Source organism: Nonomuraea sp. NPDC050227 (genome assembly GCF_044459705.1).
GTDB lineage: Bacteria > Actinomycetota > Actinomycetes > Streptosporangiales > Streptosporangiaceae > Nonomuraea.
In genome coordinates, this window is the sequence record NZ_JBITJF010000004.1 from 647,510 (window position 1) to 662,043 (window position 14,534).

14 protein-coding genes and 1 pseudogene are annotated in these 14,534 nt (G+C 73.8%); 7 read left to right on the forward strand and 8 right to left on the reverse strand.

Translation table 11 applies throughout. The features are described 5' to 3' along the window. Positions 1-106: 106 nt before the first annotated feature. From ACIBK9_RS19940 to ACIBK9_RS19950, 3 genes are all read left to right on the forward strand, one after another. On the forward strand, positions 107-1,348 hold the full coding sequence (locus ACIBK9_RS19940) for an MFS transporter (protein ID WP_397160018.1): 1,242 nt from the start codon (positions 107-109) through the stop codon (positions 1,346-1,348). Between the two features lie 26 nt (positions 1,349-1,374). Beyond that, positions 1,375-1,980, forward strand: coding sequence for a cysteine hydrolase (locus tag ACIBK9_RS19945; RefSeq protein ID WP_397160020.1), 606 nt, complete (start codon positions 1,375-1,377; stop codon positions 1,978-1,980). Between the two features lie 70 nt (positions 1,981-2,050). Continuing rightward, a complete protein-coding gene (locus tag ACIBK9_RS19950) occupies positions 2,051-4,543 on the forward strand; it encodes a hypothetical protein (protein WP_397160022.1) in 2,493 nt (830 codons plus the stop codon). A gap of 41 nt (positions 4,544-4,584) precedes the next feature. Here the strand turns inward: ACIBK9_RS19950 and ACIBK9_RS19955 are convergent, their stop codons facing one another. Continuing rightward, positions 4,585-5,148, reverse strand: coding sequence for a hypothetical protein (locus ACIBK9_RS19955; protein ID WP_397160024.1), 564 nt, complete (start codon positions 5,146-5,148; stop codon positions 4,585-4,587). 99 nt (positions 5,149-5,247) lie between these two features. Beyond that, on the reverse strand, positions 5,248-6,072 hold the full coding sequence (locus tag ACIBK9_RS19960) for a phytanoyl-CoA dioxygenase family protein (RefSeq protein WP_387676585.1): 825 nt from the start codon (positions 6,070-6,072) through the stop codon (positions 5,248-5,250). A gap of 101 nt (positions 6,073-6,173) precedes the next feature. On the opposite strand from ACIBK9_RS19960, the gene ACIBK9_RS19965 reads away from it, so the two are divergent. After that, a complete protein-coding gene (locus tag ACIBK9_RS19965; protein WP_358301560.1) occupies positions 6,174-6,995 on the forward strand; it encodes a helix-turn-helix domain-containing protein in 822 nt (273 codons plus the stop codon). On the opposite strand, the gene ACIBK9_RS19970 is transcribed toward ACIBK9_RS19965, so the two are convergent. Further along, complete coding sequence (locus tag ACIBK9_RS19970) at positions 6,955-8,070, reverse strand: sensor histidine kinase (RefSeq protein ID WP_397160027.1); 1,116 nt, start codon at positions 8,068-8,070, stop codon at positions 6,955-6,957. The genes ACIBK9_RS19965 and ACIBK9_RS19970 overlap by 41 nt on opposite strands. Next, entirely contained in the window at positions 8,063-8,758 is a 696-nt protein-coding gene (locus tag ACIBK9_RS19975; RefSeq protein WP_397160029.1) for a response regulator transcription factor, read from the reverse strand. The genes ACIBK9_RS19970 and ACIBK9_RS19975 overlap by 8 nt, the downstream gene beginning before the upstream one ends. A gap of 87 nt (positions 8,759-8,845) precedes the next feature. Between ACIBK9_RS19975 and ACIBK9_RS19980 the strand changes: the two genes are divergently transcribed. Further along, complete coding sequence (locus ACIBK9_RS19980) at positions 8,846-9,157, forward strand: hypothetical protein (protein WP_397160031.1); 312 nt, start codon at positions 8,846-8,848, stop codon at positions 9,155-9,157. On the opposite strand, the gene ACIBK9_RS19985 is transcribed toward ACIBK9_RS19980, so the two are convergent. From ACIBK9_RS19985 to ACIBK9_RS19995, 3 genes are all read right to left on the reverse strand, one after another. Continuing rightward, positions 9,133-10,353, reverse strand: coding sequence for an MFS transporter (locus ACIBK9_RS19985; RefSeq protein ID WP_397160034.1), 1,221 nt, complete (start codon positions 10,351-10,353; stop codon positions 9,133-9,135). The genes ACIBK9_RS19980 and ACIBK9_RS19985 overlap by 25 nt on opposite strands. Positions 10,354-10,437: 84 nt before the next feature. Beyond that, the gene (locus tag ACIBK9_RS19990) at positions 10,438-11,187 is read right to left on the reverse strand and encodes a class I SAM-dependent methyltransferase (RefSeq protein WP_397160036.1); all 750 of its coding nucleotides are present in this window, start codon (positions 11,185-11,187) and stop codon (positions 10,438-10,440) included. A 32-nt stretch (positions 11,188-11,219) separates the two neighbouring features. After that, entirely contained in the window at positions 11,220-11,675 is a 456-nt protein-coding gene (locus ACIBK9_RS19995) for an ATP-binding cassette domain-containing protein (protein ID WP_397160038.1), read from the reverse strand. 508 nt (positions 11,676-12,183) lie between these two features. On the opposite strand from ACIBK9_RS19995, the gene ACIBK9_RS20000 reads away from it, so the two are divergent. Then, the gene (locus tag ACIBK9_RS20000) at positions 12,184-12,771 is read left to right on the forward strand and encodes a TetR/AcrR family transcriptional regulator (protein ID WP_397160040.1); all 588 of its coding nucleotides are present in this window, start codon (positions 12,184-12,186) and stop codon (positions 12,769-12,771) included. A gap of 109 nt (positions 12,772-12,880) precedes the next feature. Here ACIBK9_RS20000 and ACIBK9_RS20005 read toward each other — a convergent pair whose 3' ends face one another. Beyond that, a complete protein-coding gene (locus ACIBK9_RS20005) occupies positions 12,881-13,123 on the reverse strand; it encodes a hypothetical protein (protein WP_397160042.1) in 243 nt (80 codons plus the stop codon). A 196-nt stretch (positions 13,124-13,319) separates the two neighbouring features. On the opposite strand from ACIBK9_RS20005, the pseudogene ACIBK9_RS20010 reads away from it, so the two are divergent. After that, positions 13,320-14,372: pseudogene (locus tag ACIBK9_RS20010) on the forward strand (MFS transporter); the annotation flags it as partial. Between the last annotated feature and the right edge of the window lie 162 nt (positions 14,373-14,534).

The following is a 14,534-nucleotide window of genomic DNA, read 5'->3' on the forward strand; positions in this document are numbered from 1 at the left end:
GTGCGGATCGGGCCGTCCGGTTGTTTGATCTCCTGCTCACCGGCCCGATTGGATGCTCCCGATCGCGTATCGGTTGTACGGGCGAGTGACGAGGAGCGTCGGGGACATGAGGGACGGGCACCGGCTGGGCCGCCGGTTCGGATGGTTGTGGGCGGCGTACGGCACCAGCGCGCTCGGCACGTGGCTCGCCTTCGGCGCGTTCCCGCTGATCGCCGTCCAGGTGCTGCACGCCGGGCCGGCGGAGGTCGCGGCGCTGTCGGCGGTGGGCGCGGCGGTGGGCGCGGCCGTGGCGGTGCCGCTCGGCCCGTGGGTGGAGTTCCGCCGCAAGCGGCCCGTACTGATCGCGGCGGACCTGGTGCGGTTCGCGGCGCTGCTGACGATCCCCGCCGCGTTCGCGCTCGGCGTGCTCACCTTCGTCCAGCTGCTGCTGGTCTCGGTCGTGGTGGCGGCGGCCGACATCACCTTCCGCGCCGCCTCCGGGGCGTACCTCAAGACGCTGCTGCCGGGCGAGCACCTGCTCGTCGCGAACGCCCGCCTGGAGTCCACGACCTGGACGACCACGATCGTCGGGCCGCCGCTGGGCGGCGCCGCCATCGCGCTCCTCGGCCCGGTCGCGACGGTGGTGGCCGACGCGGTCAGCTACCTGCTGTCGGCCCTGGGCGTGCGCGCGGCGGGCGGCGGCGAGCCGCGCCCCGCACGCCGGGAGCCCGCGCGCATGCGCGCCGGCGACCTGCTCGACGGCTGGCGGCACATCCTCGCCGACGCCGCGCTGCGCCCGCTGTTCCTCAACACCGCCCTGTTCAACGGGCTGCTGATGGCCGCCGACGCGCTGCTGGCCGTCCTGATGCTCGGCCGGCTGGGGTTCACCTCGTGGCAGTACGGTCTCGCCTTCGCCGTGCCCGCGATCGGCGGGCTGCTCGGGGCGCGGCTGGCCCGTCCGCTGGTCACCCGGTTCGGGCAGCACCGCGTCCTGGTCGTGACCGGGACGCTGCGCGCGGTGTGGCCGCTCGGGCTGGCCTTCGTGGGGCCCGGCACCGGAGGGCTGCTGCTGGTGATGGGCGTCGAACTCGGGCTCATCTTCTGCTGCGGCGTCTTCAACCCCGTCTCGGCCACCTACCGCCTCGAACGCACCCCGAACGACCGGATCACCCGCACGCTGTCGGCCTGGTCGATGACGACCAAGGCGTCGACCGCGCTGCTGACGGCCGCGTGGGGGGTGCTGGGCGCCCTGCTCGGCCCCCGTCCGGCCATCGGCCTGGCCGGCGTGCTCCTGCTGGCGACCCCGCTGCTGCTTCCCCGGCGCGCCGCCGCGGCCCTTCCCGAGCCGGTGCCCGCGCCCCACGCCTGAATCCCCTCATCACCAAGGAGACAACGATGACCGTCACGTCCCCCGAGCTCGACCCCCGGACGTCCGCGCTGCTCGTCCTGGACCTCCAGCAGGGCGTGCTCGCCTCGCTGCCCGGCCTGGAGGAGCAGGAGGCGCTGCTGTCCCGGGTGGCCGACGCCGCCGCCGCCATGCGCGCGCACGGCGCCGCCGTCGTCCACGTGCGGCTCGGCTTCACCGAGGCCGACTGGGCGGCGATCCCGGCCGCCAACCCGACCTTCTCGCTCATCGGGCGCGGACGCCTGCTGCACCACGAGGACCCCGGGACGGACTTCCACCGGCGGGTCGCGCCCGAGCCCGGGGACCTCGTCGTCCGCAAGACCAGGGTCGGCGCGCTGTCCACGACGGACCTCGACCGGCGGTTGCGGGAGCGCGGGATCACCACCCTGGTCGTCGCCGGGCTCACCACCAGCGGCGCCGTCCTGTCCACCGTGGCCGACGCCGCCGACCGCGACTACCGGCTGCACGTCCTGTCGGACGGCGTCGCCGATCCGGACCCGCACCTCCACCGGACGCTGATGACCGGCGTGTTCCCGAGAACGGCCCACGTCGTCGACACCGCCGGGCTGCATTCGCTGCTGCGCGAGAGCCGATAGTCGCGAACCGTTCGATTTCACTTTCGTATCGCGGGCGGGCCGAATTGCCCGTGCCCCCAATACTGGGTGCATGGCTCCCCTGAACGGCGATTTCGACGCGTTCGCCTCGATGATCGACGAAAGAGTCACGGCACGCAGGGCCGCTCCGGCGCTCGTCGTGAAGATCTATGAGGGCACCCGGGCGGCCGCCCCCGGCGTCGTGGTCAAGGCGCTCGTCCGCCGGCTGCGCACGGCGGACGACCGGCCCCTCGTCCCGCACGCCGAGATCGACGAGGCCACCCGCCCGGGCGGGATCGTCGTCCAGCTGGGGAACACGACGCCACGCGGCTGGGGCACAGTACGTTTTCCCCGTTATCGGGTCTTAAAGGCGATAAAGGGTGGCGAGCAGGCAACCGGCGCACTAGAGCTGGCATTTCACGACCTTCACCCAAATCTCGCCTATTTCGTACGGAGTGCCAACCAAGTAGGCGGATTGTCGTTGTTTTTCCAGGTTCTCCTGTTCATCCTGGCGGGCTGGGCGATCCGCGGAGTTTTCCGCTGGTCGTGGCGCCGCCGGACCCGCGGCTGGTTCCCCGGCCACATCGGGCATGACAAGGCCGACTTCTTCCCGGAAGCCGGCCGGCTCATGTGGGGCCCCGACCGGGCGAAACAGGAGGGAGCCCTGCTCCGGGCGCTCCTGTGCGACCTGGAGGCCGCCTTCACCCCCAGGCTGTCACCGTGGCGGCGGCGTCGCCGCAGCAGGTTCGTGCTCTTCGTCACCGGCGACGCCGCGCTCACCGACCGCGTCGCCGACGCCGTACGGGACACCCGCGTACGCCGCACGATTGTGATCGCCGCGCCGGCGTCCGACGCCGGGGCCGCCGGCCCGGACCTCAGGTGGACGGCGAGCGTTCTCGACGGCGAGGCGGCCCTCGCCGCGACGGAGGGCGTCATCCAGGGGACCGGCGGCCTCGACGCCGCCGCCCTGGCGGGCCGGAGCAGGATCCCCGTGCGGCTCGGCAGCCCCGCGCTCGCCGCGACGGAGGCCGTGGCGCAGGGCCTGGCCGTCGTCGGGCTGGCGGCCGTGCTCGCGATCCCCTGGCTGCCCCCGATCCGGCCGCCGGACACCTCCTGCCTCGCACGTCCGGCGCCCGGCCCGGCGAGCCCGCCCGCCCCGGTCCCGGACGCCGCCGGGGCGCAGAGCCTCTACGCCGCGGACAAGCAGCGGATCGAGGCCGAGAACGCCAGGGTCGAGGCCAAGGAGAAACAGGGATACACCGTCAAGACCGTGGTGTACCTCGGCTCCGGCGTCGCGGCCTTCGAGCATCCCGAGTACAACGGCGTGCTCCCCGAGCTGCGCGGGATCCGGCTGGCCCAGCAGAAGATGAACGACATGGCGGAGGCCACCCCGCACAGCCGGCGCAACTACGACGGCAACGTCTTCGTGCGGGTGAACGTCGAGGAGGCCGGCGCCGGGTACGCGAAGGCGCCCGAGATGGCGCGCCGGATCGCGGCCCAGCCGGACCGGAAGGTGCTCGGCGTGATCGGGCTGGGCGAGAGCCGGAAGGAGACGATCGAGGCCCAGCGGATCCTCGGCGACGGCGGCCTGCCCATGCTGGGCATCGGCGCCACCTCGGAGACCTTCCAGTCGCACCCGCTCTATCACCAGGTCTCCTACGACAATCCGGAACAGGCCCGGCTCATCGCGACCTTCGTCAGGAACGCCGGCGTCATCCCCGCCGATGACGGCACCTGCGCCCCCGCCGCCTCGGCCGTCATCCTCGGCGATCCCGACGACGACTACAGCAAGACCCTCAGCGACGACTTCGCCGCCGAGTTCCGGCCGAGCACCCAGCTGTGGTTCTCGCCGTCGAACAAGAGCCCCCAGCCCGGCGGCAAGACGGTGTACAGCCTGTCGGCGCTGGCCGACGAGACCTGCGCGATCGTCGCCAAGGACCCGCGGCGCACCCTGGTCCTCTGGCCGGGACGGGCCCAGCGGCTGCGCGACTTCCTGCAGACCGTCAAGGGCAAGAACGCGTGCCCGAGCGCCCTCACCGTGCTGGCCGGCGCCGACGTCACCACCACGGTGACGCGCGCGCAGCAACTGTCGTTCGACGGCGTCACCTTGTACTACTCGGCGCACGCGCTCCCCAGCCGGCCGCCGAACGAGATGGGCAGGGAGTACCTCGCCCGCTACTCCGCCGCCTACGGCCACGACGCCTGGTACGACCACTGGCGTGGGCCGCTCGCCTACGACGCCCTCATGACCATGGCCACGGCCGTCAACACCGTCTGCCAGCTCAACAAGGCGGCGGGGTGCGGGCGGGGCTCGGTGCAGGTCCTGTCCTCCTTCGGCGTCGGCGGCGACGCCGGCCTGCGCGGCGCGACGGGGACGATCGTCTACCCGAGCGATCCCCGCAACGCGTCGGGCGCGGTGACCGTCGTGCCGTCCGACAAGAGGTTCCTCATCCTCCGGGACACGCCGCAAGGGCCGGTGGTGGCCATGGAGTGCGGCCGCCGCGACGGCGGCGACGTGAAGACCACCTGGGGCCCGCACGACGAGTTCGCCTGTCCCCGCCGCTGAGCCCGTGCGCTGACCTCGGGCGCGGGCCCGTCACTCCGGGATCAGGCACCGCTCATGGTGTGCAGGACGAGTCCGCCGCCGTCCGCGGGGCCGAACCCGGGCTCCCGCAGCTCGGGGACGTCGATCGCGGTGACGACGCCCAGGGCGCCCGCCTCGGCCACCTCGTGGACCGCGAGGCGGGCCAGCGCCCGGCGCACCCCGGCCGGGACGCCGGGCAGCACGTACGCCACGTCGAGGCGGGCCATGGTGTGCCGCTCGTCCTCCCAGGACGCGGCCGCGTGGCCGACGAAGGGCTCCCCGCGGTCGTTGTCGACGTAGGCCTGGAGCCAGCAGGCCAGCCTCGCCTCGGCGATCAGCCGCCGCGGGACGCCGACGTCCAGCCCCGCCCTGGCCAGCCAGAACCCGGCATCAGTGGCGGGCGCGTCGTCGTCGAGGGGGACCTCGCCGACGTGGTACCCGGTCGGCCAGACGTCCGGAGCGTCGCGGGTGTCCAGCAGGACCCGGCCGTCGCGGACCGTCCGGCGGCTCCGGCGGACCAGCCCGGTGTCGAGCTCCTCCATGAGGAGGAACTCGACCTTGCGGGCCCACGCGCCGGCCGGGGACACCGGAAGGCCGCGCCCTGACGGCTGCGAGCGCATTGGCTCGCGACCACTCGACAGTCACGCCTCCAGGTTGGCACACCCGCGGGCGGGCGTGACCGTCGCTCACCTGTCCCCGGGCTCCGCGGGGCAGGGGTCGCCGACGTGGACGTGCGGGACCGGGTTGAGCACCTTGCGACGCTGCTCGGTCAGGCCGCCGAGCCAGGACTCGTCGTAGACGTAGCCGTACCTGCTGCCCGCCCATACCGGTCCGTAGCGGTAGATGACCACGCGGCGCTCGCCGGGGTTGGTCCGGGTGGAGCCGCCGTGCATGAGCCCGTCCACGAAGAGCAGCGCGTCGCCCTTCTCCAGGTGGACGGGGATCGCGCCCGGCAGGGTGTCCATGCGGTCGCCCCTGGCGTAGTCGCCGCCCAGCGGGTGCCGGAAGTTCGACTTGTGCGAGCCGGGCACCACCATCGTCGCGCCGTCGCCCTCGCCGATGTCGGTCAGCGCGAGGATGATGTTGACCTGGCCGCAGCGGAAGACGCCGTGGTCGTAGCGGTAGCCGCAGCGCAGCGCGGTGCGGTAGCCGCCGGAGTGCACGGGGTGGTGCCCGCCCGACTCGCGGATCGAGGCGATCGTCTCGTCGACGAAGACGCCGGGGATGTAGCTGTCCTCCTCGCCCGCGTAGTGCCTGACCAGGTCGAACCAGCTCGGGTGGTCGACCAGCTCCTCGAACGGCCGGCCCGCCGCCACCGCCTGGTGCAGCTCGAAGCCGGTCTCGGGGGTGTAGTCGCGGCGCTGGGCGCCCCGGTACCACTCGCCCCTGGCCAGGTGGCGGGGGAAGGCGTCGAACTCCTCGTTGAGCCGCCGCAGCAGATCCGCGTCCACGGCGTTCCTGAGGATCAGGTAGCCGTTGAGGTCGAACATGAAGTCGTCCAGCTCGGACATGGTGGAACCTCCGGGGGGTGGTGAGATGCCGCCACTCTGCCGCGACGACCTCATTCCAGTCATCCACCCGGAAGATCCGAGATGTCGCATATCCTCAAGGTGTGCAGTCTCTCGCCCAGGTCATCGGCCTGCAGGCGTTCCACGTGACGTCGGGCCCCATGCCCCGCTCCCACATCCACCCCGAGGTCGAGTTCAACCTCGTCCTGTCGGGCACCGCCAGGTACGCGACCGTCGGCGGCGAGGTGGACCTGCCGCCCGGCCGGCTCGCCGTCTTCTGGGGCGGCTACCCGCACCGGCTGCTCACGGCCGAGGGCGTGGACTTCCTGTGGGCCACCGTCCCGCTGAGCGCCGTCATCGGCCACGACCCGCTGCGCGGCGCGGTCGAGCGGGCGCTGTCGGGAGAGTTCCTGTACGGCACCGCCGCCGAGGGGGAGCACGACCGTTTCCTCATGAGCCGCTGGGACCGGGAGCTGCGCCACGAGCCGGCCCCCGCCGTGGCCGAGGTCTGCCTGCTGGAGATGCACGCCCGGCTGGCCCGCCTGACCGGCGGGCCGCGCGAGACGGCGCCCGCCGAGGCGGCGGCGGCCGGATCGGCCGAGCGCATGCTGGCCGTCGTCGCCCGCCGCTACACCGAGCGGCTGACGGTCGAGGAGATCGCCGAAGCCGCCGGGGTGCACCCCACCTACGCGGCCCTGGCCTTCAAACGGGCCCTGGGCATGCCCGTCTGGCAGTACGTCACCCGGCTGCGGGTCGCCCACGCCTGCCGGTTGCTGCTGGTCACCGGCTGGGGCGTCGACAGGGTCGCGCACGCCAGCGGCTTCCAGACGAGGTCGAGCTTCTACCGGGCCTTCGGCGAATCGACCGGCCTGACGCCCACGGAGTTCAGGCGGCGGGCGATCGCCGACGGAGGGTGCCCTCCGTGACGCCCGCCGGGAGGCGCACGGTGACGCGGAGGCCCCCGGACGGGCGGGGGACGAGGTCGAGCGTCCCGTCGTGCGCCCGCACGATGCTGCCGACGATCGCCAGGCCCAGCCCGACCCCCGCGTGGTCGGCGCGGACGCGGTCGGTGCCCCGCCGGAACGGCTCCACCAGCGTGGGGACCACGTCAGGGGGCAGCGTGTCGCCGGTGTTCTCGACGATGAGGGTCACCGTCCCGGCGTGCACGGCGGTCGTGACCCACACCGTGCCCTGTCCGGCGAGGTTGTGCACGATCGCGTTGTGCACGAGGTTCGTCGTCATCTGGAGCAGCAGCGCGGGTGAGCCGGTGGCGGGGGCCAGGTCTCCGGCGGTCTCGACGGCGAGTCCGCGCCGCTCGGCCAGGGGCAGCAGCGTCTCGACGGCCTCCTCCGCGATCAGCGACAGATCGACGCGCTCGCGCGGGAAGGACCGCTGGTCGGCCCGGCTGAGCAGGAGCAACGCCTCGGTGAGGTCGATCGCCCGGGTGTTGACCAGGTGGAGGCGGGCGACCAGCTCGGCGGGGTCGCGGGTGGGGTCGGTGCGGGCGACGTCGAGCAGCGTCCGGGCGACGGCGAGCGGGGTGCGCAGCTCGTGGGAGGCGTTGGCGGCGAATCTCCGCTGCTCGGCGACGTGCGCTTCGAGCCGTACGAGCATGGTGTCGAAGGCGTCGGCGAGCTCGCGCAGTTCGTCCGCGCGGCCCGGCAGCCGGATGCGGTGGGAGAGCGAGCCGCCGGTGGCCCTGCGGGCGGCGTCGGTGATGCGGGTCAGGGGCGCGAGCATCCGGCCGGCCAGCAGCCACCCGCCCACGAGCCCGAACACCAGCAGGAACGCCAGCACGAGAGCCGCGACCGGGGCGAACGACCGCACGATGGACGAGCGGTTGACCAGGAAGTCGCCGGTGGAGTAGATGGCGTCATCGGGCAGACCGCGCAGGTAGTAGACCCCCACCGCGCCCAGCGGCACGAGGCCCGCGACCAGGAGGAACCCGGCGTAACTCAGAGTGAGCTTGAGCCGCACGCTCAGGCCCGGGGCCCTACCCACGATCCGCCCCCTCGCGCCCGGCGGCGGGCGCCGTGTCGATGCGGTAGCCGACCCCCGCCACGGTGGCGATCACCCAGGGCTCGCCGAGGCGCTTGCGCAGGGACGAGACCGTGATGCGGACGGCGTTGGTGAAGGGGTCGGCGTGCTCGTCCCACGCCCGCTCCAGGAGCTCCTCGGCGCTGACGACCCCGCCCTCGGCGGCGACGAGGACTTCGAGCACGGCGAACTGCTTGCGGGTGAGCGCGACGTAGCGGCCGTCGCGGAAGACCTCGCGGCGGAACGGGTCGAGGCGCAGGCCCGCGATCTCGCGCACCGGCGGCCTGCTGTGGCCCCGCCTGCGGTCGAGCGCTCTGAGCCGGAGCACGAGTTCGCGCAGCTCGAAGGGCTTGGTGAGGTAGTCGTCGGCGCCCAGTTCGAACCCGCTGGCCTTGTCGTCGAGCCGGTCGGCGGCGGTGAGCATGAGGATGGGCATGCCGCTGCCGGAGGCGACGATGTGCCCGGCGATCTCGTCGCCCGAGGGGCCCGGGATGTCGCGGTCGAGGACGGCGATGTCGTAGGCGTTGACGCTCAGCAGCTCCAGGGCGGTGTTCCCGTCGCCGGCGATGTCGGCGGCGATGGCTTCCAGGCGCAGGCCGTCGCGGACGGCTTCGGCCAGATAGGGCTCGTCCTCGACGATCAGTACCCGCATACCCCTGACCGTACGGCCCGGGGCCTATCGCCGGCATATGAAAAATCCCATACGGGCCGGCAACGGCCCGCTGCCTTGACTGGCGGCATGACACCCAGCGGACCAGCACGAACGGCAGCCCGCCGGACCCGGTCGGCCCTGGTGGCCGCACTCGTCGTCCTCGGCGGGACGCTCGCGGCCGGCGTCGTCGTCCACCGGGCGGTGACGTCCCTGACCGTCTCGGCGTACGACGAGGCCGAGGGGGCCGTGCCCGAGGGCGTGACGGTCTTCGACGACGGGGTCCCGGCCGTCGCCGGCCTCGACGCCGACCTGCTCCGGGCCCTGCGCAGGGCGGCGGCCGAGGCCGCGGGCGACGGCGCTGACCGGCGTCCTTCTCAGGACAGGGGCACGCCGCGGTAGGCGCGCCAGAGCGCCAGGTCGTAGCCCAGGCCCAGGGCCGCGCCGAGCAGCAGGGGAGCGCCCAGCGCGGCCAGCGTGCCGGTCAGCATGGTGGTGGCGGCGATCGGGGCGACCGAGACGGCGACGCTGCGGGCCAGGCTGGTCATGCTGGCGGCGGCCGTACGCTGCCCCGGCGGGACGACCGCGGCCGTGAACGCCTGCCGCGCCGGTACGTCGATCTTGGACACCGTCTGGCGGAGCAGCAGCAGGACGACGGCGGTGGCCAGGTCCGGGGCGAACGGGATGCAGGCCAGCAGCAGGTTGGCCATGGTGTGGGGGAGGAGCATCGTGGCCAGCAGGCCGCGCCGGGCGGCCAGCAGCGGCGCGGTGAGCTGGGCCAGGGCCGGCAGCAGGTTGGCGGCGAAGAACACCAGGCCCAGCTGGGTGGTCGTCGCGCCGAAGCGATGGGCGAACCACCAGGCCAGCACAGCCTGGACGGCCAGCCCGCCGGCCAGGGCGTCCAGGGCGGACAGCCCGGCCAGCAGCCGGATCTGGCCGGGCACCCGCCCGCGACGCCGTTCCGGGCCGGCGGGCGCGGTCCGGGGCGGCTCGGCCTGCGGCGTCAGGTTCCAGAACAGCGTCACGGTCCCGGCCGCCAGGAGCGCGTAGAGGGCGAAGGCGGCGTCGGGGGCCGACGTCCAGGTCTGGAGCCCGAGCGCGGCGGCGGCCAGCGCGCCCAGCGCGCCGGAGGCCAGGGCGGTGACGTTGTAGCAGGTGAAGACGGACGTGTGGCGCGCCGGGGCGCAGGTCTGGGCGAGGATGGCCTGTTCCACCCCGGAGAAGGGCGTGTTGTCGTTGGTGGAGGGCGAGATCGTCCCGATGAAGGCGGCGGCGATCAGGACGGGGTAGGACTCGCTGAGCGCGAACACGGCCCCGGTCACCGCCATCAGGCAGCCGCAGGCGACCAGCGTCCGGCGCCGCCCCCACACGTCGGCGAACAGGCCCAGCAGCAGGCTCGCGAACACCGATCCGGCGGCGGCCACGGCCAGCAGCAGGCCGGTCTGCCAGGGGGCGTCGCCGTCCTGGGCGAGCAGCTCGGCGAGGAGCACGCTGGTGCATCCGTAGCCGAAGGTCCGCAGCGCCCGCGCCGCGACGACCAGCAGCCCGTTACGTCCCAGTTCGATCGGAAACAGGCTCCTGGCCTGCGTGTTCGGCATGGGGCATGATGCCCCGGACGGCGCGGCGGACGTGCCGCGAACGCGCGAAGACGCACGACGACATTGCGCGGGCCCGCCGCCGCGTCAGGTGGCAGGTTCGAGGTGGACGTGCAGGTCGGTGGCGTGGGCGGGGGCGGGGTCGCCGTCCGGGTCGGTGACGGCGGTCACGGCCAGGCCGGCGGCCGCGGCCAGCTCCTCGAACACCTCGCGGGGGTACCAGTGCAGGACCCACGGGCGTTCGGCGACGGTGACGTCCGGGCCGTGGTGGCGTTCGTAGCGCAGGAGGGTCGTCTGCGTCCGGGCGGTCTCGTCGCGTCGCTGGGAGACGACGGACACCCGCAGGTCGGCGCCGTCGGGGGCGACGGCCGTGCGCGCCCGGCCGATCTGGTCGGCCGGGGCCGGGTCGGGAGTGAACAGCGGCACCAGCGCGACGCCGCCCTCCTCCAGGTGGGCGCGGATGCCGCGCAGGGCGGCCAGCGCCGTGGCGTCGTCGGGGAGCAGGGTGAAGGTCGGCCCGGCGAGGAAGATCGCCCGGTACCGGCGGGGCAGGTTCAGGCTCTCCATGCGCTGGTGGAACAGCGTCACGGACACGTCCAGGTCGCCGGCCCGGCGTCGGAGCCGGGCCAGCATGTCCGCCGAGGAGTCGACGCCGTCGACCTCCAGGCCGCGCCGGCGCAGCTCCAGCAGGGGATCGCCGTCCCCGCAGCCCAGCTCCAGCGCGGGGACGCCGGTGCGCTCGACGAAGGCGGCATAGGGCTCCGGGTCCTGGGAGACGGATTTCAGCGGTCCGTAGAGCTCCGCGACGAGGCCGGTGTAGAAGTCAGCTGGATCCACCTTCGTCACAGTACGCACATGATCCAGAAGGTTCACTCCATTATCGAGTCCGGGACGGCCGTCGAGACGTGCCAGAATCCGGCGTACCGGCCGCCGCGGCGCAGCAGCTCGTCGTGGCCGCCCGCCTCGACGATCCGGCCGCCGTCGAGGAAGACGACGCGGTCGGCGCGCCGGACGGTCCGCATGCGGTGGGCGACCATGACCACCGTGCGCCCCGCCATCAGGCGCTCGACGCCCTCGTGGACGGCCGCCTCGTTCACCGGGTCCAGTGCGGAGGTCACCTCGTCCAGCAGCACGACGGGGGCGTCCTTCAGCAGCGCCCGCGCGATCGAGACGCGCTGACGCTCACCGCCGGACAGCAGCGCCCCGCCCTCGCCGACGTTCGCCGCCCAGCCGCCGGGCAGCCGCTCGACCACCTCGTCCAGCCGGGCCGCGGTCGCCGCCGCCCGCACCTCGGCCTCGTCGGCGTCCGGACGGCCGAGCCGCACGTTGTCCTCGATCGTGCCGTCGAAGAGGTAGACGTCCTGGAAGACGACGGCGATCCGAGCCGGTCCGCCAGCCGCCGCCGTAACGACAGCTGCACCCGGCCGTCGAGCACGTGTCCGAGCCCCGACGACGCGCCCGTCAGCAGCAGCCGCACGAACAGCCCGGCCACGCCCGCGAGCACCGCGACCCGGACGCGCCCGGCGTCCACCGGGCCCGGCGACAGCAGGACGCGGCCCACCTCGACGACCGCCAGCAGCGGCGCCAGGCCCGCGACCGCGCCGATCACCTGCGACACGACGACGGCGACGAACGCCGGGACGTGCGGACGCAGCAGCCCGCCCGCGCCCGGTTCCGGCGGCGGGACGGCCTCGGGCGGCTCGGGACGGCCTCGGGCGGTTCGGGGGCCGGCCGGTGTCCCCGGCTCGTTTCGCGGCTGCCGGTCATGGGTCCTCTAATTCCGCTACCTGAAGTATCGATACTTAAGGTAGCGGAATCGGATATCGTTCAGGCATGTCCCGAGCGAGCACTTCCGCCAGACCGCCCGGTCGCCCGCGCACCGGCGTCAACGCCGAGGTGTTCGCCGCCACGTTGCGCACCGTCCACGAGCTCGGCTACGCGCGGGCCACCGTCGAGCGCATCGCCGCCGCGGCCGGTGTGGCGAAGACGACGGTCTACCGGCGCTGGCCGACGAAGGGCGAGCTGATCGTCGACTGCCTGCTCGACGCGTTCGGCCCGGCGCCGCTGGAGGGCGCCGACCGGGCCGAGATCATGTCCTCGATCATCCGGTGGATCGCCGGGAAGATCAGCGAGCCGGGCACGGGCGACGCGTTCGCGGGCGTGTTCAGCGACGCCGTCAGCGATCCGGCCCTGCGCGAGGTCCTGTCCACCCGGTTCCAGGACCCGTACCGGCTGGCGCTCCAGGAGGCGCTCGGCGAGCCGGAGCAGCGCGTCCTGCTCTACATCGACGTCGTCGTCGGCACCTTGCTGCACCGGATGGGCATGACCGGCGAGCCGATGGTCGAGGCCGACGTCGACGCGCTGATCGAGATGGTGCTGCGGCACTTCGCCGACGGGCCCGGGGGAGCGCCCGGCGCCTGATCTCCGTGCCGCGTCGGCCCTACGGGTGATCAGGCGGAGGGTTCCCGGCGGAGCGGACGGGCCGGGCGTCGCCGTACGCCGACGCCCGGCGCCTGCGCCGATGCGGGGGTCACGACACCCCGGAGGCGATCTTGTTCAGCGGGCCCTGGCCGCCGGCGGCGGCCTGGGCGGGGTTGTGGACGTGCGCCGTGCCCGCCGGGGCCGGCCAGGCGGGGCCGAAACCGGGGTAGGGGTGGGGCAGCGGGACGGGGGCGGCCGCGCGGGCCGGCCCGGCCGGCACGGTGGAGGCCAGCACGCCGGCCACGGTGGCGGCGATCACGAGGCCGGCTGATCCGCGTCTTCTCTTGAACATTTCGAGGTCCCCTCGACGTGGTCTGGAAGGACCGCCGAGAGTAGCAGATTGTCATGGCTCAAGTACAGAGAGTCACAAGGCGTAGGGTGAGGCAGTAGCGTCATCGCACGTGAGCGATTACGCACTGTCACCGTCGGTCGAGCCTCGGTCCCTGCGGCGGTGGGTCGTGCTGCTGCTCTGCTGGGCCTCGCTCACCATGACCTCCGTCGACCGTTCCACCTGGGGGCCCGCGTCGCTGCAGGCGGGCGAGGCGCTGGGGGTGTCGCTGGCGGGGCTGGGGGCGTTCGCGACGGCGTACTACGTCGGCTACGTGCTGTCCAACATCGGCGGCGGGCTGCTCGGCGACCGGATCGGCAGCCGGGTCGTGTTGTCGGGGTCGCTGTTCACGGCGGGCGGCTTCATGATCGCCTTCGGCTCCGTGCCGTCCGCCGGGGCCGGGATCGCGGTGCAGGCGCTGATCGGGCTCTGCGCGGGGGCCGACTTCGCGGCGGGCGTCAAGCTCATCGCGTCCTGGTTCGGCGAGCGGGAGCGCGGGCTGGCGATGGGCGTGTTCACCATGGCCTCGTCGCTCGGCACGATGATCGCCAACGTGCTCGTGCCCCGGCTGATCCAGTGGTACGACTGGCGGGCCTCCTACCACCTGTTCGGCATCGTGTCGATGGGGCTCGCGCTGGTGTGCCTGACACTGCTGCGTGACCGGCGTGAGCCGCCGGCCGCGCGCCCGTCGCTGCGCGGCCTGGCCCGCGACCGTGACCTGCTGCTGATCGGCCTGGCCGGCTTCGGCGGGCTGTGGGGCACGTACGGCTTCGTGACCTGGTCCAACACCCTCATGGTGAAAGGGCACGGGCTCGACCCGGTGGCGGCCGGGACGGTCGTCGTGGTGTTCGCGGCGGCGGGCGCGGTGGGCAAACCGGTCATCGGCCTGGCCACCGACCTGGCCGGACGGGGGCGCAAACGCCCGGCGGTCGCCGTGCTGGTGGCCTTCGCCGGCTGCCTGCTGCTGTTCGGCCGCATGGAGACGGAGACGGCGTTCCTGGTGACGGCCGGGTTCGCGGGGCTGGGCGCGTACCTGTACTCGCCGTTGCTGATCGCCATGGTGCCCGGCCTGTCGGGGACGGCGCTGGCCGGCTCGGCGGCGGGCGCGACGAACGCGGTGGCGCAACTGGGCAGCGTGACCGTGCCGGTCGTCGTGGGGGCGGTCTACCAGGCCGGCGGGTCCTTCTCCGCCGCGTTCGCCACCCTGGCCGCCGGGCCCGTGGCGGGCGCGGTGGCGCTGTGCTTCGTCCGCGAGGCGCGGGGGGGGGGGGGGGGGCGGGCGGCGCCCCCCCCCGGGGGGGCGGCGGGGGGGGCCCCCGCCGGGGGGGTGGCGGCCCCCCCGGGGATCAGGGGGTTGGCCCCCCCCGTGAGGAAG

Coding starts and splice junctions, on each gene's coding strand:
- ACIBK9_RS19980 (WP_397160031.1), top strand. CDS start 8,846: ATGACACCCAGCGGACCAGCACGAACGGCAGCCCGCCGGACCCGGTCG.
- ACIBK9_RS19985 (WP_397160034.1), bottom strand. CDS start 10,353: ATGCCGAACACGCAGGCCAGGAGCCTGTTTCCGATCGAACTGGGACGT.
- ACIBK9_RS20000 (WP_397160040.1), top strand. CDS start 12,184: ATGTCCCGAGCGAGCACTTCCGCCAGACCGCCCGGTCGCCCGCGCACC.
- ACIBK9_RS19940 (WP_397160018.1), top strand. CDS start 107: ATGAGGGACGGGCACCGGCTGGGCCGCCGGTTCGGATGGTTGTGGGCG.
- ACIBK9_RS19975 (WP_397160029.1), bottom strand. CDS start 8,758: ATGCGGGTACTGATCGTCGAGGACGAGCCCTATCTGGCCGAAGCCGTC.
- ACIBK9_RS19950 (WP_397160022.1), top strand. CDS start 2,051: ATGGCTCCCCTGAACGGCGATTTCGACGCGTTCGCCTCGATGATCGAC.
- ACIBK9_RS19945 (WP_397160020.1), top strand. CDS start 1,375: ATGACCGTCACGTCCCCCGAGCTCGACCCCCGGACGTCCGCGCTGCTC.
- ACIBK9_RS19960 (WP_387676585.1), bottom strand. CDS start 6,072: ATGTCCGAGCTGGACGACTTCATGTTCGACCTCAACGGCTACCTGATC.
- ACIBK9_RS20005 (WP_397160042.1), bottom strand. CDS start 13,123: ATGTTCAAGAGAAGACGCGGATCAGCCGGCCTCGTGATCGCCGCCACC.